At 66.3% G+C, this 17,027-nt stretch carries 25 protein-coding genes, 1 tRNA gene and 1 pseudogene; 9 read left to right on the top strand and 18 right to left on the bottom strand.

The genetic code is table 11. The features are described from left to right. Positions 1-39: 39 nt before the first annotated feature. Both ACZYZE_RS04250 and ACZYZE_RS04255 read right to left on the bottom strand, forming a co-directional pair. Positions 40-969 (bottom strand): endonuclease domain-containing protein, encoded by a 930-nt coding sequence (locus tag ACZYZE_RS04250; protein WP_463906426.1) that lies wholly within the window; start codon positions 967-969, stop codon positions 40-42. 145 nt (positions 970-1,114) lie between these two features. After that, positions 1,115-2,791, bottom strand: coding sequence for an AMP-binding protein (locus ACZYZE_RS04255; protein ID WP_463906429.1), 1,677 nt, complete (start codon positions 2,789-2,791; stop codon positions 1,115-1,117). 101 nt (positions 2,792-2,892) lie between these two features. Here ACZYZE_RS04255 and ACZYZE_RS04260 point away from each other — a divergent pair, with 101 nt between their 5' ends. Beyond that, positions 2,893-3,171, top strand: coding sequence for a putative quinol monooxygenase (locus ACZYZE_RS04260; RefSeq protein WP_459318216.1), 279 nt, complete (start codon positions 2,893-2,895; stop codon positions 3,169-3,171). A gap of 121 nt (positions 3,172-3,292) precedes the next feature. On the opposite strand, the gene trxA is transcribed toward ACZYZE_RS04260, so the two are convergent. After that, the gene (gene trxA, locus ACZYZE_RS04265; protein ID WP_459318217.1) at positions 3,293-3,706 is read right to left on the bottom strand and encodes a thioredoxin; all 414 of its coding nucleotides are present in this window, start codon (positions 3,704-3,706) and stop codon (positions 3,293-3,295) included. 389 nt (positions 3,707-4,095) lie between these two features. After that, complete coding sequence (locus tag ACZYZE_RS04270) at positions 4,096-4,641, bottom strand: acyl-CoA thioesterase (protein WP_463906431.1); 546 nt, start codon at positions 4,639-4,641, stop codon at positions 4,096-4,098. A gap of 72 nt (positions 4,642-4,713) precedes the next feature. On the opposite strand from ACZYZE_RS04270, the gene ACZYZE_RS04275 reads away from it, so the two are divergent. After that, a complete protein-coding gene (locus tag ACZYZE_RS04275; RefSeq protein ID WP_463906433.1) occupies positions 4,714-5,202 on the top strand; it encodes a GNAT family N-acetyltransferase in 489 nt (162 codons plus the stop codon). Between the two features lie 50 nt (positions 5,203-5,252). On the opposite strand, the gene ACZYZE_RS04280 is transcribed toward ACZYZE_RS04275, so the two are convergent. From ACZYZE_RS04280 to ACZYZE_RS04310, 7 genes and pseudogenes are all read right to left on the bottom strand, one after another. Then, positions 5,253-5,657 (bottom strand): VOC family protein, encoded by a 405-nt coding sequence (locus tag ACZYZE_RS04280; protein ID WP_459318221.1) that lies wholly within the window; start codon positions 5,655-5,657, stop codon positions 5,253-5,255. Positions 5,658-5,689: 32 nt separating this feature from the next. Continuing rightward, positions 5,690-6,229, bottom strand: a complete 540-nt coding sequence (locus tag ACZYZE_RS04285) for a GNAT family N-acetyltransferase (RefSeq protein WP_459318222.1) — start codon at positions 6,227-6,229, stop codon at positions 5,690-5,692. Continuing rightward, entirely contained in the window at positions 6,226-6,624 is a 399-nt protein-coding gene (locus ACZYZE_RS04290; RefSeq protein WP_459318223.1) for a hypothetical protein, read from the bottom strand. The genes ACZYZE_RS04285 and ACZYZE_RS04290 overlap by 4 nt, the downstream gene beginning before the upstream one ends. Before the next feature lie 4 nt (positions 6,625-6,628). After that, positions 6,629-6,928 carry a hypothetical protein gene (locus ACZYZE_RS04295; RefSeq protein WP_463906436.1) on the bottom strand — a complete coding sequence of 100 codons (300 nt, stop codon included), beginning with the start codon at positions 6,926-6,928 and terminating at the stop codon, positions 6,629-6,631. Between the two features lie 27 nt (positions 6,929-6,955). Further along, positions 6,956-7,063, bottom strand: a pseudogene (locus ACZYZE_RS04300) (MgtC/SapB family protein); the annotation flags it as partial. A gap of 58 nt (positions 7,064-7,121) precedes the next feature. Beyond that, positions 7,122-7,439 (bottom strand): hypothetical protein, encoded by a 318-nt coding sequence (locus tag ACZYZE_RS04305; protein WP_459318224.1) that lies wholly within the window; start codon positions 7,437-7,439, stop codon positions 7,122-7,124. A 16-nt stretch (positions 7,440-7,455) separates the two neighbouring features. Then, entirely contained in the window at positions 7,456-8,178 is a 723-nt protein-coding gene (locus ACZYZE_RS04310) for a GAF domain-containing protein (RefSeq protein WP_459318225.1), read from the bottom strand. 251 nt (positions 8,179-8,429) lie between these two features. Between ACZYZE_RS04310 and ACZYZE_RS04315 the strand changes: the two genes are divergently transcribed. Both ACZYZE_RS04315 and ACZYZE_RS04320 read left to right on the top strand, forming a co-directional pair. Then, positions 8,430-9,155 (top strand): GAF and ANTAR domain-containing protein, encoded by a 726-nt coding sequence (locus ACZYZE_RS04315; RefSeq protein ID WP_459318226.1) that lies wholly within the window; start codon positions 8,430-8,432, stop codon positions 9,153-9,155. Between the two features lie 54 nt (positions 9,156-9,209). Continuing rightward, positions 9,210-9,845 carry an ANTAR domain-containing protein gene (locus ACZYZE_RS04320; RefSeq protein WP_459318227.1) on the top strand — a complete coding sequence of 212 codons (636 nt, stop codon included), beginning with the start codon at positions 9,210-9,212 and terminating at the stop codon, positions 9,843-9,845. A gap of 17 nt (positions 9,846-9,862) precedes the next feature. On the opposite strand, the gene ACZYZE_RS04325 is transcribed toward ACZYZE_RS04320, so the two are convergent. Next, positions 9,863-10,501 carry a MerR family transcriptional regulator gene (locus ACZYZE_RS04325; protein ID WP_459318228.1) on the bottom strand — a complete coding sequence of 213 codons (639 nt, stop codon included), beginning with the start codon at positions 10,499-10,501 and terminating at the stop codon, positions 9,863-9,865. Between the two features lie 72 nt (positions 10,502-10,573). Here ACZYZE_RS04325 and ACZYZE_RS04330 point away from each other — a divergent pair, with 72 nt between their 5' ends. Continuing rightward, positions 10,574-11,050 carry a DUF4188 domain-containing protein gene (locus ACZYZE_RS04330; RefSeq protein WP_463906438.1) on the top strand — a complete coding sequence of 159 codons (477 nt, stop codon included), beginning with the start codon at positions 10,574-10,576 and terminating at the stop codon, positions 11,048-11,050. 40 nt (positions 11,051-11,090) lie between these two features. Here ACZYZE_RS04330 and ACZYZE_RS04335 read toward each other — a convergent pair whose 3' ends face one another. From ACZYZE_RS04335 to ACZYZE_RS04345, 3 genes are all read right to left on the bottom strand, one after another. Next, positions 11,091-12,173 (bottom strand): EAL domain-containing protein, encoded by a 1,083-nt coding sequence (locus ACZYZE_RS04335; protein ID WP_463906440.1) that lies wholly within the window; start codon positions 12,171-12,173, stop codon positions 11,091-11,093. Positions 12,174-12,241: 68 nt separating this feature from the next. Continuing rightward, on the bottom strand, positions 12,242-12,418 hold the full coding sequence (locus ACZYZE_RS04340; RefSeq protein ID WP_459318232.1) for a DUF1059 domain-containing protein: 177 nt from the start codon (positions 12,416-12,418) through the stop codon (positions 12,242-12,244). Between the two features lie 191 nt (positions 12,419-12,609). Beyond that, positions 12,610-13,203 carry a DinB family protein gene (locus tag ACZYZE_RS04345; RefSeq protein WP_459318233.1) on the bottom strand — a complete coding sequence of 198 codons (594 nt, stop codon included), beginning with the start codon at positions 13,201-13,203 and terminating at the stop codon, positions 12,610-12,612. Positions 13,204-13,421: 218 nt separating this feature from the next. Between ACZYZE_RS04345 and ACZYZE_RS04350 the strand changes: the two genes are divergently transcribed. From ACZYZE_RS04350 to ACZYZE_RS04360, 3 genes are all read left to right on the top strand, one after another. Next, positions 13,422-13,688, top strand: a complete 267-nt coding sequence (locus tag ACZYZE_RS04350; RefSeq protein ID WP_459318234.1) for a hypothetical protein — start codon at positions 13,422-13,424, stop codon at positions 13,686-13,688. 66 nt (positions 13,689-13,754) lie between these two features. Beyond that, positions 13,755-14,087 (top strand): ArsR/SmtB family transcription factor, encoded by a 333-nt coding sequence (locus ACZYZE_RS04355; RefSeq protein WP_463906703.1) that lies wholly within the window; start codon positions 13,755-13,757, stop codon positions 14,085-14,087. 13 nt (positions 14,088-14,100) lie between these two features. Next, on the top strand, positions 14,101-14,598 hold the full coding sequence (locus tag ACZYZE_RS04360) for an SRPBCC family protein (protein WP_463906443.1): 498 nt from the start codon (positions 14,101-14,103) through the stop codon (positions 14,596-14,598). A gap of 99 nt (positions 14,599-14,697) precedes the next feature. Here ACZYZE_RS04360 and ACZYZE_RS04365 read toward each other — a convergent pair whose 3' ends face one another. Next, on the bottom strand, positions 14,698-15,117 hold the full coding sequence (locus ACZYZE_RS04365) for a MarR family transcriptional regulator (RefSeq protein ID WP_459318236.1): 420 nt from the start codon (positions 15,115-15,117) through the stop codon (positions 14,698-14,700). A gap of 218 nt (positions 15,118-15,335) precedes the next feature. Here ACZYZE_RS04365 and ACZYZE_RS04370 point away from each other — a divergent pair, with 218 nt between their 5' ends. Further along, positions 15,336-16,016: a haloacid dehalogenase type II gene (locus tag ACZYZE_RS04370; RefSeq protein WP_459318237.1), complete on the top strand. Its 681-nt coding sequence runs from the start codon at positions 15,336-15,338 to the stop codon at positions 16,014-16,016. A gap of 448 nt (positions 16,017-16,464) precedes the next feature. On the opposite strand, the gene ACZYZE_RS04375 is transcribed toward ACZYZE_RS04370, so the two are convergent. Then, positions 16,465-16,546 (bottom strand) — tRNA-Tyr (locus ACZYZE_RS04375). Positions 16,547-16,696: 150 nt separating this feature from the next. Then, positions 16,697-16,951 (bottom strand): hypothetical protein, encoded by a 255-nt coding sequence (locus ACZYZE_RS04380; protein ID WP_459318238.1) that lies wholly within the window; start codon positions 16,949-16,951, stop codon positions 16,697-16,699. Between the last annotated feature and the right edge of the window lie 76 nt (positions 16,952-17,027).

The following is a 17,027-nucleotide window of genomic DNA, read 5'->3' on the forward strand; positions in this document are numbered from 1 at the left end:
CCGGAGCCACTTTATGGGCGCTAAGTGACCCCGTGTTGCTCAGCCGTGCCGTGCTGAGCGGATCCCGGCCCGCCTGATCCGGGCGATGGCGCCTTCGAAACCGTCGGCCAGGTCATCGGCGTTGACTTTGAAATACGCCCACCCCGCACTGAGGAACGCCTCGTCCCGCCGGTTGTCCCGGGACTGCTGTTCCCGCGTGAGGTGGTGGGCGCCGTCGTACTGAACAGCGATCCGGTACCTCCGGTAGCCCAGGTCGGCAGCCGGCGAGCCGCTGTCATCCGGATCGAGACTCACCTGCAACTCCGGCTCGGGGAGCCGCGCGTCCAGCAGCGCCAGGCGCAGGAACGTCTCCGGGAAGGAGTCTGCTCCCACCCGCATCTCATCCAGGGCAAGCCGGGCCTTCCCGACACCCTTCATGTTGGGGTGCTGGCGGATGAGCAGCCGCAGCCCCTCCTTGTGCGCATATGGCTCGGCCCGCTGCTCGAGGCCAGGCCGGGGTACGCGGATGATCTGATCGCCCAGGGCAATGAGGTAGTTGAGCGGCAGGTCCGCAGCCAGATCCAGCCAGGTCCGCGGCGGTGCCGTCACGGGGATGCCGTCGACGTCGGTCAGCTCACCGGGGATGCACCGCACCCGGTGGCCTGTGACCCCGGCCCGGCGGACCCTGGGCAGCTCATGCGGCTTGCTGAGATGGATGCCCGAACAGTCCCCCAGCCACGGCGGCAGGCCCAGCAGGGTCAGCACGGCGGCGGTTTCGTGGGACACCCAGGCGCCAGGCGTGGCAGCGGTCAGCACGCGGGCACGTTCGACGATCTCAAGGTGCCGGCCGGCGGGCAGATAGATGAGGCGGCCGCCGTCGGACAGGTCCTTCGCCCGCAGGCGTTTGGGCCGGACCCCCAGGGCGCGGGACTCATAGACGGTGAACGTTGCCTGGACGAGACTTTCGGGCAGTGGCTGAATGCGGACCATGCGCACCATTGTGGCCGCGTATCGCCCCCAGTGCAGAGGTTATCCACAGGCTCTCAGGAATCACCACAACGCGGGGTCATCTACGGCCCATTGGAGGCCCCAACATGGGCGCTAAGTGACCCCGCGTTGCTTTCAGACGACGGAGCTACAAGCCCAGCCGGGCCACCGCTTCCTGGCGCATGTCCACCTTCCGGATCTTGCCGGAGACCGTCATCGGGAAGCTCTCGCGGACGTCCACGTAGCGCGGGATCTTGTAGTGCGCCAGCCGTCCGCGGCAGAACTCGGCCAGGCTCTCGGCGTCGAGCGGCCCCGCCCCCGGCTTGAGGATGACGCAGGCCATCAGTTCCTCGCCGTATTTGGCGTCCGGAACCCCGATCACCTGCACATCCTGGATGTCCGGGTGGGTGTACAGGAACTCCTCGATTTCCCGCGGATAGACGTTCTCGCCGCCCCGGATCACCATGTCCTTCATCCGGCCTTCGATCACGATGTAGCCGTCCTCGTCCATCCGGGCCAGGTCCGCGGTATGCATCCAGCCCTCGGCGTCGATCGCTTCGGCAGTCTTGTCCGGCTGGTTCCAGTAGCCCTTCATGACGGAGTAGCCGCGGGTGCACAGTTCGCCGATCCCGCCGCGCTGCATCACGGCACCGGTCACCGGATCCACGATTTGGCTCTCCAGCTGCGGCATGGTCCGGCCGACGCTCTCGGTGCGCTGGGCCATGGTGTCCACGCTGCGGGTCATGGTGGAAACCGGTGAGGTCTCCGTCATCCCGTAGCAGATCGCCACATCGCTCATGTTCATCTCCGAAATGACCCGGCTCATCACCTCGATAGGGCACAGCGATCCGGCCATCACGCCGGTGCGCAGGGTGGCGAGGTCATAGGAGGCAAAGTCCGGCAGGGCAAGCTCCGCGATGAACATCGTCGGTACCCCGTAGAGAGAGGTTCCGCCAAAGTCCTGCACGGCTTCCAGCGCCGCCGCGGCGGTGAAGCCCCGGCCCGGAATGATGGTGGCGGCGCCGTGGCTCAGGGCGGCCAGGTTCCCGATCACCATGCCGAAGCAGTGGTAGAACGGCACCGGCAGCACCACCCGGTCATGCTCGGTGTACTCCAGCAGCTCGCCGATCGAGTAGCCGTTGTTCAGGATGTTGTAGTGCGACAGCGTGGCGCCCTTGGGGAACCCCGTGGTGCCGGAGGTGTACTGCAGGTTGATCGCGTCGTAAGGGTCCAGTTCGGCCATGCGCGCCTTGAGGGCGGAATGGGCGACGTCGTCGGCCCGCTTGAGCAGTTCGGCGAAGGTCCGCTCCGCCGACGCCTCGGGGACGCCGGCGGTGAGCCCTGGCAGGCCGGAGTCAGGGAGGAACACGAGTTCGCGCAGTTCGGGGCATTCGGCCAGCGCCCGCCGGGCCATGCCGGTGTAGTCGCTGTTCCGGTCCGACGGCGCCGAGACCAGCATCCGCATGCCGTTCTGCTTGACCACGAATTCCAGCTCATGGCTGCGGTAGGCGGGGTTGACGTTGACCAGGATCGCCCCGACCTTCGCCGTCGCGTACTGCAGGATGGTCCACTCCGCACAGTTGGGGCTCCAGATACCGATCCGGTCGCCCTTGGCGACGCCGAGGGCGAGCAGCGCGCGGGCGACGCGGTCGACGTCGTCGTTCAGCTTGGTGTAGCTCCACCGCCGCGCCTCGTCGCCGGGCACCGCCGCGGCCTCGATCAGCGCGTCCTGGTAGGGAAACCTGGCCACGATCCGTTCGAAGTTGTCGCCGATGGTTTCCTCGAGCAGCGGGACGTCAGTGTCCCCGGCTGTGTATGCAAGCATGGTGTGACGCTACCAACACTCGGCCGGCAAGAGAAGACTAAAGCTTGGAAGTCCTACGAAATCTTCGGATCGGAAGCCGCGTCCCGAGTATTGTGAAAACCATGAGTGCACCCATTGATCTGCAGGCCACCTTCATCCCCAACGAGGGCGAATTCTTCCGTGTGAAGCTCGCCCTGGAGATCGCGATCGACGAGGTGGTGGCCGAACCCGGCTGCATCCGGTACGAGCTCACCGCGGCCAGCGAGGACAGGCTCGTCCTGACCGAGCAGTGGGCCTCCCAGGATGACCTGGACAAGCACTCCAGGGGCACCGCCGTTCAGGATCTCAACGAGTCCCTCAGCGCACTGCTGGCCGAGCCTGTCAAGCTGGAAAAGCTCTAGCCGCACGGCCCGAGACTAAAACAACGCGGGGTCACTTAGCGCCCATCGATCCGAGGATTATGGGCTCGAAGTGACCCCGCGTTGCGTTAAGCGCCGGGCGTTAAACCGGCCGGGCCAAGGCTTAGACCTCGGGGATCTGGGTGCCGTCCTGCGTGGCCGCCGCCGCGGCAGCCTCAGCCTGGGAACGAGCTACGTGGGCGTGGACTTCCTCCATGTCGAGGGCCTTGACCGCGTCGACAATCTGCTCCAGCTGCTGGGCGTTCAGCGCGCCCGGCTGGGAGAACACCAGCACCTTCTCGCGGAAAGCCATCAGCGTCGGGATGGACGTGATGCCGGCCTCGGCGGCGAGCTGCTGCTCGGCCTCGGTATCCACCTTGGAGAAGACGACGTCCTGGTGCTTCTCGGAAACTGCGGCGTATGTGGGGCCGAACTGCTTGCAGGGGCCGCACCATTCGGCCCAGAAGTCGACGAGGACAATGTCATTGTCCTCGACGGTCGATGCGAACTGTTCACCTGTAATGTCTACGGTAGCCATGGGTCAACGGTACGCGAGCAGCCCTGGCTTGTCCCCTGCATTTCGCTGTTGGCACACCACTGTTACGCCGGGCCGACGGCGCAGCAACGGCCTCGTTGACTCCCGTCCGGGCCGTCGGACTCTAGCCCACCACGGCGTCGAAGCCTAGCATCGGAGCCATACCCCCAGACCCGGGAACATCATGAGCAAAGCCATCGTCGTGGACTCCCCTACAACTGGGCCTTCGGCAACAACCAGGTGGTCAACGGGGCGGATTGGGCGGCCGCCGGCTGGCTGTGGGGAATTTCGGTGGTACTTGTGGCGCTCAGTGCCGTCGCGCTGGCCGAGCGCGACGTCGGCACCTGACGCTGGAAGCCCGACATCGGCACCTGATCCAGACCCGGCCGCGCTCAGCTCCAGACGTGCGGCGCCGGGCGCCGCGCCCCGGGCAGCGCGTTCGTTTCGCGCCATTCGTGGATCCACTCGGGCAGAACCAGGTCCGCCGGGGGTGCCCCGAATTCGCGGATAATCTCTTCCTGGCTGACCGGCCCGCCCTTGCCGACCAGCCTGGTGGCGATGTAGGCGCGGGCGTAGATCTCACCGTCCACCACAATGCGCTGCTCGAAATAGATGGCCTTCGCATCGAGGCCGATGATCTTCGATTCGATCGTGTACTGCTGCCAGAGCTGCAGCGAGCGGCGGAAGGCGATGGTCTCCCCCGCGGCTACCGGGCTCCAGCCGCGACGGCGCATGGCCTGCCACGTTCCGCTGCGGGCCATGAGGTCGAAGCGGCCCAGGTCCATGAGCGAGAAATACATGCCGTTGTTGACATGCATCGCTATGTCGATGTCGGTCGGCAGGACCCGGAGCGGCAGGGAGGAGGTGTCCCAGATGCTCAGCCGCGAGCGCCGGGAGGACGTGAACAGCAGGACGAGGGTGCGAAGCAGCAGGTGCATGAGGACTATGTTACCCAAGAGTAACAAGAGGGCCAATAGTGCCGGCGGCCCTCCGCGTACTAGCCTTGCCGGATGACAATGGACATTGCCGTCAGGACCGCCGCAATCGAAGATGCCGAGAGCATAGCCCGGGTTCACATCCAGGCGTGGCGGGAAACGTACGCCCACCTGCTGCCAGCGGAGGCCTTGGCGCGGCTCCAACAGGGCCCGCGGGAGGCCAAATGGTGCGAAATCATCGCCGCCCACACATCGGAGGTCCGGGTCGCGTGCGAAGGAGCGGAGATTGTTGGCTGGGCGTCCGCGGGCGCCGGCCGCGATGACGACACACCCCGGTCCAGGGAATTGGAAGGGATCTACGTGCTCGCCAGCCACTACGGTTCAGGGGCGGGGCAGCTGCTCCTGGACGCGGCCGTGGGCGAGGGCGGTGCCTACCTCTGGATTGCGGACGAGAATCCCCGCGCCCTGGCCTTCTACCGGCGCAACGGATTCGTCCCCGACGGTGCCACCGCAACGCACGAGCTGCTGGGCACGCCGGTCCGGATTCTGCGGATGGTGCGCTGAGTCCACCCGGCGCACGGCGGGCGCACGGCGGGCGCACGGCCGGCGCACGGTCAGTCCGTGGCGATCAGTTCGGCTTCGTAGCCGTCCGAATTCACCAGGTACGCGGCGAAGTGGTCCGGCCCGCCGGCGTGGGGATACTGCTCCGGGAAGAGTTCCCTCCAGCCGTGCTCGACGGCGTCTGCCGCCAGTTCAGCCACATCCTCCCGGCTCCCGGCGCTGAAGGCCAGGTGGTTGAGCCCCGGCGCGGTCCGGTCGTGGAGCCGGCCGCTGAGGGCCGGGGATTCCTCGACGACGATGTAGGTGGCCCCGCGCCGCCAGCTGCAGCCGTCGGGCCAGTCCTGGTAGGCCATATAGCCGAGCCTGGCCAGCAGCCAGCCCCACTCGTCCTTGGCGCGTTGAAGCTGCGGCACCCACAGCTCGACATGGTGCAGGGCACCGATGGAATCAGCATTCACCCAGAGAGTCTCGCATGCTTGGGTGGCTCGCCTCAGAACAAGGTGCGCTGGTACAGGATGTGGTCCTGCCAGGCTCCGGCAATCTTGAGGTACGCCGGGGCCAGGCCGATTTCCTCGAAGCCGGAGCGCTTCAGGATCTTCTGCGAAGCGCTGTTGTGCTCCAGCGTCGCGGCCTGCAGCCGGTGAAGCCCCAGTTCCGTCCTCGCCTGTTCGACGGCGAAAGCGACCGCCGCCGAGCCGATCCCGCGGCCGTTGTAATCCTTGTCCACCCAGTACCCGAGGTGGGCGCTGAGAAACGGCCCACGGACGATGCCGGTCATATTCAGCACACCGACCACCATGCCGCCGTCCAGCAGCACCCAGGGGACATCGGTGCCGGCGACGAACATGGCGAGCTTGGACTCAATGCCTGCCTTCTGGCTGTCCGCCGTGAAGAACTCCTCGGCCCGCAATGGTTCCCAGGGAGCAAGGTGTTCACGGTTCCGCTGGTACGCGGCGCTCATCCGCTCGGCGTCGGAGAGGCGCAGCACCCGTGCGCGGACGCCGCCCATCAGGGTGGCAATCCCGGTCATCCGGGTGCGCCGCGCCGGATCGAAGGCGCCAGGGCGTCGGCGTAGTCAGGAGATTCCATGTCCCCAGTAAAGCAAACCGTGCGGACTGCGGTCACCGCTGTCCCAGCCCCCCGCTTTGAGCCTGCGTCAGCCGCCGGCGCGGTGACCGCTTCCCCCTGCTGGAAGGCAACCATGCGGGCCGTCGTGTTGCCATGGCCGGCGGTGATGATCGCGTCCGGATCCGGCACGATCCCGCCGTCGGCCAGGACGAAGCAGGGCTGGGTGGTGCGCTTGATGGTCTCCTCGACCTCCGGGTCGACGGCATGGACGAGCCGCAGCACTTCGCGGCAGATCGCCTGTTGCCACTGCGGCAGCGCGTCGATGTAGGCGCCGACGCGCGGATTTGTGGCCGGCAACTGCTCACGCTTCATCGTCGTCGTCGTCGTCGTCGCCCTCGTCGTCGTCCTCGCTGGCGTCGTTACCCCGGACAATGACGCTTTCGACGCCGTGCAGATCCATCAGGGGAGGAATCAGGTTGCGCAGCGGATGGCGTCCAAAGAACCGGACCTCCATCGAGACCATCGGCTTCTTCTCATCCCCGGTCCTGCGAGTGCGCAGGATCGAAGAGCTGAACCCCATGGTGGTCGCGATTTCGAGGATGTGCCGCAACACTCCCTGACCGTCGACGTAGTCGACGTGCATGACGCGGTTCCTGTTCACGGTGGGGATTTTTCGGACCGTCGGCGTAACTACGAACAGCGTAATGAGATGGAAAATTGTCAGCATCACGGCCAGGGAGACCATTCCGGCGCCGCAGGCCATGCCCACCGCGGCGGCTACCCAGATGGTCGCGGCAGTGGCGGGACCGGCCCGCGGGCGTTACCCCCTGGCGCCGACTGTACAGATACTGCGCTCAGCCGTCGTCAGGCTCCTGACGGGGATCATCGTCCGCCCCGTCCAGGATGCCGTCCTCGAGCAGCCGGCTGTACGGCGCCCGCGGGGCATCGGAGTGCAGCTCGTCCAGCCGTTCGTTCAGCGCGTGGGCAAGGATGTCCCGCTGAAGTGCGGGCAGGGCCATGGCGCCATGGATGTAGGCCTCGACCTCGAGCTGTCCGGCCTCCCCGCCAAGGGTGAAGTACCTCAGCCAGACCTCTTCCATGCTGACGTCGGCGCGGCGCAGGGATGCCTCAAACTGCCGCCGTTGCTCGCTCTCCTCGCCACCCAGGACCATGCCTTCGTCCCTGCGCTCAGTTTTCGGATGGCCTGGCCGCAGCCAGCAGGCCTGCCGCGACCTGGACCAGGGGCTTCCCGGTCTGCCGCGAAATCATCATCAGGTTCCGCAGGGCCGCTTCATCGGTACTGCGATTCCGTGCCATCAGCAGCCCCTTGGCCATGCTGATGGTGTCCCGCTGTGCAAGGGATTCCTGCAGGCGGTCGCTCAGTGTCCGGGCCGCCTCACGGGCGTTCGAATGAATAACGAAGAGAGCAGCCTGCTGGGAAAACAGCTCCGCAAGTCGGACCGAGCCGTTCCCCATCGGCCGGCCCCCGTCCGAGTAGATCTTGACGGCGCCGAGCGCCAGCCCGCCGGACAACAGCGGGCAACTCACGGAGGATGAAATTCCGAGCGCTGCCGCGGCAGGGGCCCAGCGCGGCCATCGTCGTTCCGACGCCACGTTTTCGACGAGGACGGTTTCCCCGATCGCCCAGGCTGTAATGCAGGGGCCTTCTTCAAGCTCATATTGGAGGGCATCGGCCGCGGCGACGATAGCGTCGGAAGCGGCCGCCGTCTGCCGCTGTCCCGAGCCGTCGATGAGACTTACGCCGGCGCCGATCGCGCCCGGAATCGCGGCCGTGGCGGCATCCGTGATCAGCCGGAGGGCGTGCGAAACGGTGTCCTCGGTCAGCAATAACCGTGTGGCCCTGGCAAAAACAGCAGTGATCTCATCAGCCAGCGGCAGGTCAACGCTCATCTTCACCTCGGAATTCCGTACCGGCGGTTCGCCAGCCGACGTGTATCGCCGCAGGGTTCTAGCATACGGCGGCCCGGCCGCGGGCGCCGGTATTCAGTGTCCATCCCAAGGAGTAGTGTCAATTGAAGGAGTTCTCGGAGAGCCTTCACTGGTCTATGTGCTTCGCTATTTGGGCTACGGGCGATCAAGAGCGCGCAGCCATTGAGCCGGGGCATCTCCAGCGTCCAGGCGTTCTTAGGATCGAGGCCGGCATGAACTCCGGTACCGGCATATCCGCCACCCCCGAGCAACTTCAGGATCTCCTGCTGGAAAGCCCCGGGTTCACCGAATTCCTTCTGGGCCTGACCACCATCACCGCAACCCGCCTGGGTGGAACGGAGCCCATGCTCTGCGCCATCACCGTGGAACGGGACGGCGCCCCTGCCACTGTCGCCAGCAGCGGCGAGGACGCGCGGCGGCTTGACGAAATGCAGTACGTGTTCGACGACGGCCCTTGTCTCACCGCCCTCCGGCACGGAAGGACCATCCTGGTTCCCGATCTGGAGTCCGATGACCGCTGGGCGCACTACGCGTCGGAGATCTCCGGCGAGGGCATCCGCTCGGTCCTGGCCGTGCCGATCGCCACCGATCCGGGCTCCGCCGCAGCGCTGAACTGCTATGCCCGCACCACCGGCGTTTTTGACGAGGCCACCATCGCCGGGGTGGAGCTCCATGCAGAGTCGATCTCGCGGGTCCTGCGCCTGGCGTTGCGGGTCCATCCGGCGGAAATCTACCCGGTTCATCTCCGGTCCGCGTTAAAGTCCCGCGCAATCATTGACGCCGCCGTCTCGCTGATCATGGTCCAGAACCGGTGCAGCAGGGAACAGGCTATGGAACTGCTTCACCTTGCTGCCAGGGCAACGGACGCCCGGCTCCACTCCATCGCCACCGACATCCTGCGGGGCGCCGCTCTTCCGTCCACGGTGCGCCCGGAATAGGATCGGACAAGGCCGTCGGTGTGTCCAGCGGCCGGCTAGGATTTGGGGGCCGAGATGCGTGACTACCTTGCCAGTGCACCTGCATCGACTTTGCAGGGCGGGACCAGTTCCACCGGAACACTGCTGGGCCTTGTACTCGAGAGCACCGATGCGGGTTCCGGGGTCGAGGAATTCCTGACGAAACTCGCCGCCGTGACGGGGCAAGAACTATCGTGTGCCGGCCGAGAGGTGACCTGCGCGATCACCGTCATGCGGCGGAAGCGGCCCCCCGCTGAAGGCGGCACCATCCTGGAGGGAGCCGGCTCCAGCCTTCGGATCCACCTCACCCTGGACGATGAGACCTCCGCCGTCGTCAACCTGTACTCGCCCCGAACCGAGGCTTTCTCCGCCGGGGACCTGGCGGAAGCACAGCAGCTCGCGGCCGAGTCCTCGAACGCGCTGCTGCTTGCCCTGCGGATCTCCCAGCTCAGCGATTCCAGGGATGATCTGGCCGCCGCCATGCAGTCCAGGACCATCATCGACATGGCCATCGGTGCCATCATGGCCCAAAACCGCTGCCGGCGGGACGCCGCGTTCAAGATCCTGCGGAACACTTCCAACAACAGGAACATGAAGATCCGCGACGTCGCGGCAACAGTCATTTCGGCCATCGCCGGCGATTCGGACACCTCGGCGCGGTTCGACGAGTGACTGGCCCCGGCGGCCGTTCAGACGGGCCCGTTCCCCTGGCCAAGCGTCGCGTCGCCGAACCGCTCGAAGGAGGCATTCTGCTGGGCCAGCCGGCGCATGGCCAGCAGGACCGGCTCCACCAGCACCGTCCCGAGGACCACGTACCGCATCGCGGCTTCCGGAGAGTCTGTGGGAACACTTTCGACGTCGGCCTCGGCAACATCCCGCATGGCCTGGGCATAGCGGTCCAGCATGTCCGGTGGCAGTTCGAAACCAGCGCTGGAGAGCCCGTCGAGGGCTTCCACGAGGGCGGCCTGTGAGTTGCGGTCGCAGGCCTGCTCACCCCAGCCCCAGCGGCCCAGCAGTTCCTGCGCGGGTGCGAGGTCAACCTCGTTGGCCGCCGGACGGGTAACGGCACGATGGGCCAGCCCGAGCAGATCGTGCCCTGATTCCGGCGGGTTTTCCAGCCCCTGCAGCAGCTCGCGGGTGGCCGCCACGCTGAGCCCTGCCGTGCCGATGAGCGCACGGATCAGCTTCAGCCGGCGGACATGGGAGTCGTCATAGCGCGCCTGCGTGGCGGAGGTCAGCACACCGTCGTGCAGCAGCTTCTCGCGGAGGTAGTACTTGATGGTGGCCACCGGAACCCCCGTGGTCACTGCCAGCTGCGAGATGCGCACAAGATTCTCCTTGACTTAGATAGTACTACTCTCCATTATTGGGGAGTAATGGTATCTAGTGAGGAGAAGAGTATGGCACGCATCAATGCTGGACGATTCACGCACCGCCATTCCGGCGAACTGGTGGTGTTCCTCATCGGCATGAGGATCAACCGCCCCTGGCGGCCGGACCTTTGGCTGCCGGCCTTCCTCGCCATGCCGAAGATGCTGGCGGAGCTCCTGGCCGAGCCCGGTTCCGGCCTCCTTGGTTACCGCTTCAGCGTGGGCCCGGGCGGTCCCGTGATCGTGCAGTACTGGGACTCTGTGGACAAGCTGTACGCCTATGCGAGCGCGCCGGAGTCCGGGCACCGGCCCGCGTGGACGGCGTTCAACCGCCGCGCCAGGAAGGCCCCCGGCGCCGTTGGCATCTGGCACGAGACCTTCCAGGTGAGCCGGGCCGAAAGCATGTACGTCTCGATGCCCGGCCAGGGACTCGCCCAGGCCACCGAGCTGGTGCCGGTCGGGCCGCGGGGAGACCGGGCCAAGGACCGGCTGGCAGGCGCGCAGTAGGCAATTCGACGACGGCTGCTCACGGCCCCAGCTGCTCGAGCTACCCGCCGCCCAGCGTCAGCGCCGTAATCATCCGTTCCATCCGTGCGACGCCGGCGTACCGACCGGCGTTGTCTGTGACGAGCAGGGCCTCGAAGCGGCTGGACCGGGGCCGTGTCATGGACCGGGAAAGGGCTTCGCCAATGGGCGTATCCAAATTCACCCGCATCCCCGGGGTGACCATTCCGAGTCCCGCCGCGGCCGCATCCAGCACCGCGATGGGCCGCCGGTGATCCCCGATCAGGACCACCGACTGCAGGGAAGGGTTCTCTGCGAAGGAGCCCGCGGCGAGAGCGGCACTGGTGGCCGTCGTCGCGGTTTCCAGGACATCGCGGATGACTCTCTTATGGGCTACCGGCCGTGTCGAGGCGAGCCGGTGGGCCAGATCAAGATCGATCTGCGCCCACGGCGGCGCGGGCCTGGCCAGGCAATAGCCCTGCACCAGCGGGACGCCGAGGGAGACCAGCGCATCAAGCTCCTCCACCCGTTCCACGCCCTCCGCCAGGATCCACGCATCGACGTGGCTGGCGAAGGAGCCGAGCATCCCGATCAGGGCGCGTTTCGCTTCATCCCGGTCGACGTCCTGGATAAGTTCCCGGTCAATCTTGATCAGTGCGGGCCGCAGGGCCAGCAGGTGCCTCAGCCCCGCATAGCCGGCACCGGCGTCGTCGACGGCGATCAGCGCCCCGGCAGCACGCAGCTGGTTCAGGTCCGGCTCGAGCTCGAGGTAGGAGTCGATGGGCGTCTGCTCGGTCAGTTCGACGACGAGACCGCCCAGGTCACCCTCATGCCGCCAGACGCTCCGGATTTCCTCGGCGGACAGCAGCTCAGGCGAGACGTTGAGGGTCAGGAAGCAGTTCTGCGGCAGGGTGGACCTTGCCGCGAGCGCGGTCCGCAGGGCCGCCGATTCCAGCTCCGCCGACTTGCCGTGCGCACGCGCAGCGGAGAACCAGACCTCGGGATTTTTCTCGTTGAATCCCGGGAAACGCGCCAACGCCTCGTACCCGACAACCGTTCCCCGGGCGGTATCGACGATCGGCTGGTACGCCGCAGCGAGGCCTTCACCGCGGCAGGCGGCCGCCAAAAGCTTTTCCCAGTCCGGGGCCGCTGACGCGGGGGCGGTGGGAGGCGGTCCGTCTGCCGCGGGACCGCTCAACTAACCGGGACGATGGCTTTGTGAACCGACTGGACGAGGTCGGCAGGCAGTTCCACCAGCCCGTGGCTGGCCGCGGCGTGCGCGGCGACGTTGACCAGGATTTCATCGTCCGTGCTGCATACCCAACGTGCTTCGCAACCGGGCACTACGTCACCACATGCAAACGATTTCACTAAGGCTCCTTATTTTCGACGGCGAACGGCACAACCCTACTGTGCCGGCCCCCCGAACACGCCGATTATGCGCCCGCAAGTAGGCCGGTGTTGGCAACGGCTGGCACGCCGACTCGGGCTACGTGATCCCCGCCGCTACGGAGCGCCTCCGCTTCCGCGCTGGCGTTGTCCCGTCGGGTAGTGCTGCCCGGCTACGGCCGCCCGGCCGACGACGCCGCCTCACCGGCCGCCGCTTCGATCCTGGCGCGGTGCCCGGCCCACTCAGCAGCGGTCCGTTGTGAGAGGTTGGGGTCGCCCGGGCGCTGACCGGCCGTTCCATCGATGAGTTCGCGGAGGATGTCGGCGTGGCCGAGGTGATGGGCCGTCTCGACGCACATATGCACGAGGATCTGGTGCAGCGTGACGTGGCGCCGCTCCCCCGCCCACCATGGCACCTCGCCGGGTGCGACAAGCGGGAGCGCCTCGATGGTGGCGTCGCTGTGTGCGGCCGAGACGCGGTGCAGTTCGATGATCTGCTCACGGGTTTCGTCAGCGGTCGCCCACAGGTCAGCGTCCGGGGCGGCGTCGTCGGCAAACCACGGCAGTTCCACGCCGCTGGGCCTTCCGAAGACCTCGCCAAAGTACCCGAGTTCAACACTCGCGACATGTTTCACCAGGCCGAGCAGGTTGGTGCCGGTGGGCGTGAGCGGCCTGCGCACATCGTACTCGCTGAGCCCGTCGAGCTTTCCGAGCAGGTCGGCTCGCCGGGTACGCAGATAACCGTGCAGAATCGCTTTTTCATCCATGAGGCGCACTATACCGAAGGCCAGCGGCGGCTATTGGCCTGCCAGGTATCGACGGGCGGCCCGGGGCGGTTGACCGGACCCGCGAGAAGGGTTAGCCGCGGTAACACGGTGGAAGACTCGTCGGCGAGGGGCGTTCCCCTTCGTCCTGACGCTGGTACTGCGAGCGCGCCAAGGTACGGGAGACTGGGAGGAATCAACAAAAGTAGACAGGATCCACATTGATCAATCTCCAGCAGGACGCCGAAGGCTTCATCCGCATGAACCGGCACTTTCCTGGCAGCACCCTCGTCTCCGTCACGTTCAACGATGGGTCCTCGGAGGAATTCTTCGGCCACCGGCTCAACCAGATTTACGATGAGGCCCTAGCCGTCTACCGGGCGGAGAATCACCTGGATGCGAAGGGATACTCGCGGGCACCGAAAAAAACGGTCCAGCCCGCGAACAAGATCGAGTTTGTCGCGGTCCACCCCGGAATGGCCGGATAGCTGCCGAAAATCCATTGACACGGTCAACGAGGCGGATTATTCTACAACCAAATGGTTGTAGATCAGATGGTTGTAGGTCAGACGGACAGCGACGAGCTTGACCGCCTTTTCCAGGCGTTCGCCGATTCGACCCGCCGGGACATCGTCACCCGGGTGACGGCCAGCGAGTATTCGGTGTCAGGGCTGGCGGAGCACTACGCCATGAGTTTTGCCGCCGTACAGAAGCATGTGGCGGTATTGGAGCGCGCGTCCCTCATTACGAAGGAAAAGCGCGGACGGGAGCAGATCGTGCGGGCCCACCACGACGGCCTGCACAGGGCTCGACTTCTGCTCGATGAGTACGAGACGATCTGGCGGCAGCGGGCTGACCGGATCGCAGAAATTCTCGCTGAGGGATAGGAAGAGTTCCGTTATGACCGTCATCAGTTCGCACAAGAATGCCGAGGCCCTGAGCTTCACGGTCGTCGCCGAGTTCGACGCCGTCGTCGAGCGCGTCTGGCAGGTCTGGGAAGACCCGCGCCAGCTTGAGCGCTGGTGGGGCCCGCCCACCTGGCCTGCAACGTTCGAAGAGCACCACTTCGTGCCCGGCGGAAAGGCGAGCTATTACATGACGGGCCCCGAAGGCGAGAAGAGCCGCGGCTGGTGGCGTTTCACCGCCATCAAGGCACCGCACCGTCTGGAGTTCGACGACGGTTTTGCCGACGAACGCGGCGCCCCGGTGGCCGCGATGGGCACGACCCACGGTGTGGTCACGCTCGAAGCCATCGAGCGGCGCACCCGGATGACCGTCGTGTCGACGTTCGAGTCGGCGGACCAGCTGGAGCAGATGGTTGCCATGGGCATGCAAGAGGGGATGGAACAGGCGATGGGCCAGATCGACGCCATGCTTTCCGAGGCCTCGGCAGCCTGAACCGCGGCGGCCCGGCCGCCGCGGAACCTGCCTCGGGAAGTCCGAGGACGGCGGGTCGGTGAGTTCGTACCTGGCGCACGCAAGCTCGGGCATGGAGGCTCAGCGTGTGCCGAGCCGGTCTGCATTGTTGCTCATGCGCTCGAGGACGCTTACGGCCATGGCATACTCATCCGCTCCGATGCCCGCCGTGAGCTCATGGCGGGTGGCTTCCAACAGCCCGGACGCCTCGGAATACAGGGCCGAACCGCTATCGCTGAGCGTGAGGCGACCGTCCAGCAGGAACACGAGCTGATTCAGAACCAGCGCGGCCATGTCCCGCTCCTGCGCGTCACCGCCGTCGGCCGCCTGAAAGGGGCGCAGGATATCGGCCACCTCCACGGGCGTGGCGGGGCCCGATCTCAGCGCACTCAGGAGGTACCACTGCCGTCTACTCAGGCGGAGACGGGCGAGTGTGGCATCAAGTTGCGTCTCCAGCGACGCATCCAGCCGCTTGACCCAGTATCCAATAGGCCTATTCACCATGCCATGGTCGCAGGCACCTCCAGCCCGGGCAACCTCAACGGACGCCGCCGAGGGGATACCCGCATGAATCCGGGATGTTGCCACGGCCGCAACAGGCCGGCGCCCGGATGAGGTGGCGCAGACCGGTCCGCGGGTCCGCGCGCTGTTCGGCCGGCGGTACGCCCCGGTATAGCTTGATAGCAGCCGACGTACTCTCTGGCGCCGAAGGAGCATCCATGAGTTCACCATCCGTCATCCTTTTTGACGTCAACGAAACCCTCTCGGACATGTCCCCGATGGCCGCCCGGTTCGCGGACGTCGGTGCGCCCGAGGTCATGGCCAGGCTCTGGTTCGCAACCCTGCTCCGGGATGGTTTTGCCCTTGCCGCAGCCGGGGACAACGCCGGCTTCCGGGACGTCGGCGCCGAGGTCCTGCGCGGGCTGCTCGGGCGCACGTCACTGCTTATGGACCCGGACCAGGCGGTGGAGCATGTCCTCGACGGCATGAGTTCCCTGGCCCTGCATCCCGATGTCCGCGAGGGCATTCTGGGGCTGGAGTCGGGCGGATACCGGCTGCTGACCCTGAGCAACGGGTCCTCCCAGCTCGCGCAGAAGCTGTTCACCGACGCGGGAATCAGGAGCAGCTTCGAGCGGCTGCTGACCGTGGAGGACGCAGCCGCCTGGAAACCCGCCCGTGCGGCCTACGACTACGCCTCCGCGGCCTGTGACGCGGACCCTGGCCGGATGATCCTGGTCGCGGTGCATCCGTGGGACGTCCACGGGGCATCCCGTGCCGGGATGGGCACCGTCTGGCTGAACCGCTCGCAGGAGGCGTACCCCTCGTACTTCATCGCACCCGACCTTGTTATCGGCGACCTCAGGGACCTGTCCGCGGCCCTGGGCCCCGCTCGGGCGTAGGCGAAGTGGGCTTCTGCGTCTCGCAGGCAGCGGCAACACGGCGCCGCCGACGTTCGCGCCGAACCCACCGAGGAGGCTCTCACCGGAGATGAGGAAAATCCTGTGGGCTACGCCGCCGCGGTGAAGTCCCCTCATGCCGCCGGCAGCAGCACCTTCCACGGCCCCGTGCCGCACCGCGGCCCATCGCAAGTACACGGGCTCCATGTTGCTGTCGGCGTGTACGGAGCGGAATTGTCGAGGCGCCTCTTGCCGCCTCATGACGACGGTTCAACATGATCGATTCGCGGGACGAAAGCCGGGCTCGATTGCCGCTGAGCCCGCGCGGATGACGCAGCGGAGCCGGTCGCGTCCTTGCCTAAGCCCGGCATCCCGGCGAACTGCCCGGGTCCCGCATCCGGGCAAAGAAAAAGTCTCCGGAACCTGTTGGTTCCGGAGACTCTCTCAAGGGTGGCAGATGAGGGATTCGAACCCCCGTAGGCGTTGCCAGCTGATTTACAGTCAGCCCCCTTTGGCCGCTCGGGTAATCTGCCGAACTTCATAAGAAGATCACTCGCGGCCTCCGTCTTCAGAACGCCTGTTTCCAGTCCGTTCCGCTTCCAGTAACCGCGGGCAAGACAACTTTACAGAACTTCCGCCGAAGAATCGAATCGGCGCCCCAACGCCCCAAAAAGCCCGGGAAATCAGGCTTCTCCGAGGATACGTCCGGCAAGTTTGGACTCGAACCTCGCGGCTTGCTCCTCCGTTATCTGATTCAGCTGCACTGCGCGCGCCAGGTCCGCATGGACGCCGTCGAGCCGGGATGAGGCGTCGGCAGCCGGGCTGAAGATGATCGAGGCGGCCAGCGCCGCGGCGGCCACCGAGGTCGCGGCCGTGGCAATGCCGCCGGCGGCGGCTGCGGTGGAACGGGTGACATAACGGACTGCTTTGCGGTGCATGTGCTGTGCCTTTCGAGGAAATCTCCCAACCCTTGCAACTCTGGGCGCCCAACCTTCGTTCCCGCCCTGCGTCAGC

It is taken from the genome of Pseudarthrobacter woesei (assembly GCF_055412745.1).

What these genes read in the sequence shown, in the direction of transcription:
- ACZYZE_RS04370 (WP_459318237.1), top strand. Translation starts at nt 15,336, where the DNA reads ATGAGTTCACCATCCGTCATCCTTTTTGACGTCAACGAAACCCTCTCG.
- ACZYZE_RS04315 (WP_459318226.1), top strand. Translation starts at nt 8,430, where the DNA reads ATGAACTCCGGTACCGGCATATCCGCCACCCCCGAGCAACTTCAGGAT.
- ACZYZE_RS04345 (WP_459318233.1), bottom strand. Translation starts at nt 13,203, where the DNA reads ATGGATGAAAAAGCGATTCTGCACGGTTATCTGCGTACCCGGCGAGCC.
- ACZYZE_RS04275 (WP_463906433.1), top strand. Translation starts at nt 4,714, where the DNA reads ATGACAATGGACATTGCCGTCAGGACCGCCGCAATCGAAGATGCCGAG.
- ACZYZE_RS04270 (WP_463906431.1), bottom strand. Translation starts at nt 4,641, where the DNA reads ATGCACCTGCTGCTTCGCACCCTCGTCCTGCTGTTCACGTCCTCCCGG.
- ACZYZE_RS04250 (WP_463906426.1), bottom strand. Translation starts at nt 969, where the DNA reads ATGGTCCGCATTCAGCCACTGCCCGAAAGTCTCGTCCAGGCAACGTTC.
- ACZYZE_RS04380 (WP_459318238.1), bottom strand. Translation starts at nt 16,951, where the DNA reads ATGCACCGCAAAGCAGTCCGTTATGTCACCCGTTCCACCGCAGCCGCC.
- ACZYZE_RS04320 (WP_459318227.1), top strand. Translation starts at nt 9,210, where the DNA reads ATGCGTGACTACCTTGCCAGTGCACCTGCATCGACTTTGCAGGGCGGG.
- ACZYZE_RS04255 (WP_463906429.1), bottom strand. Translation starts at nt 2,791, where the DNA reads ATGCTTGCATACACAGCCGGGGACACTGACGTCCCGCTGCTCGAGGAA.
- ACZYZE_RS04310 (WP_459318225.1), bottom strand. Translation starts at nt 8,178, where the DNA reads ATGAGCGTTGACCTGCCGCTGGCTGATGAGATCACTGCTGTTTTTGCC.
- ACZYZE_RS04260 (WP_459318216.1), top strand. Translation starts at nt 2,893, where the DNA reads ATGAGTGCACCCATTGATCTGCAGGCCACCTTCATCCCCAACGAGGGC.
- ACZYZE_RS04360 (WP_463906443.1), top strand. Translation starts at nt 14,101, where the DNA reads ATGACCGTCATCAGTTCGCACAAGAATGCCGAGGCCCTGAGCTTCACG.
- trxA (WP_459318217.1), bottom strand. Translation starts at nt 3,706, where the DNA reads ATGGCTACCGTAGACATTACAGGTGAACAGTTCGCATCGACCGTCGAG.
- ACZYZE_RS04330 (WP_463906438.1), top strand. Translation starts at nt 10,574, where the DNA reads ATGGCACGCATCAATGCTGGACGATTCACGCACCGCCATTCCGGCGAA.
- ACZYZE_RS04285 (WP_459318222.1), bottom strand. Translation starts at nt 6,229, where the DNA reads ATGACCGGGATTGCCACCCTGATGGGCGGCGTCCGCGCACGGGTGCTG.
- ACZYZE_RS04305 (WP_459318224.1), bottom strand. Translation starts at nt 7,439, where the DNA reads ATGGTCCTGGGTGGCGAGGAGAGCGAGCAACGGCGGCAGTTTGAGGCA.
- ACZYZE_RS04355 (WP_463906703.1), top strand. Translation starts at nt 13,755, where the DNA reads ATGGTTGTAGGTCAGACGGACAGCGACGAGCTTGACCGCCTTTTCCAG.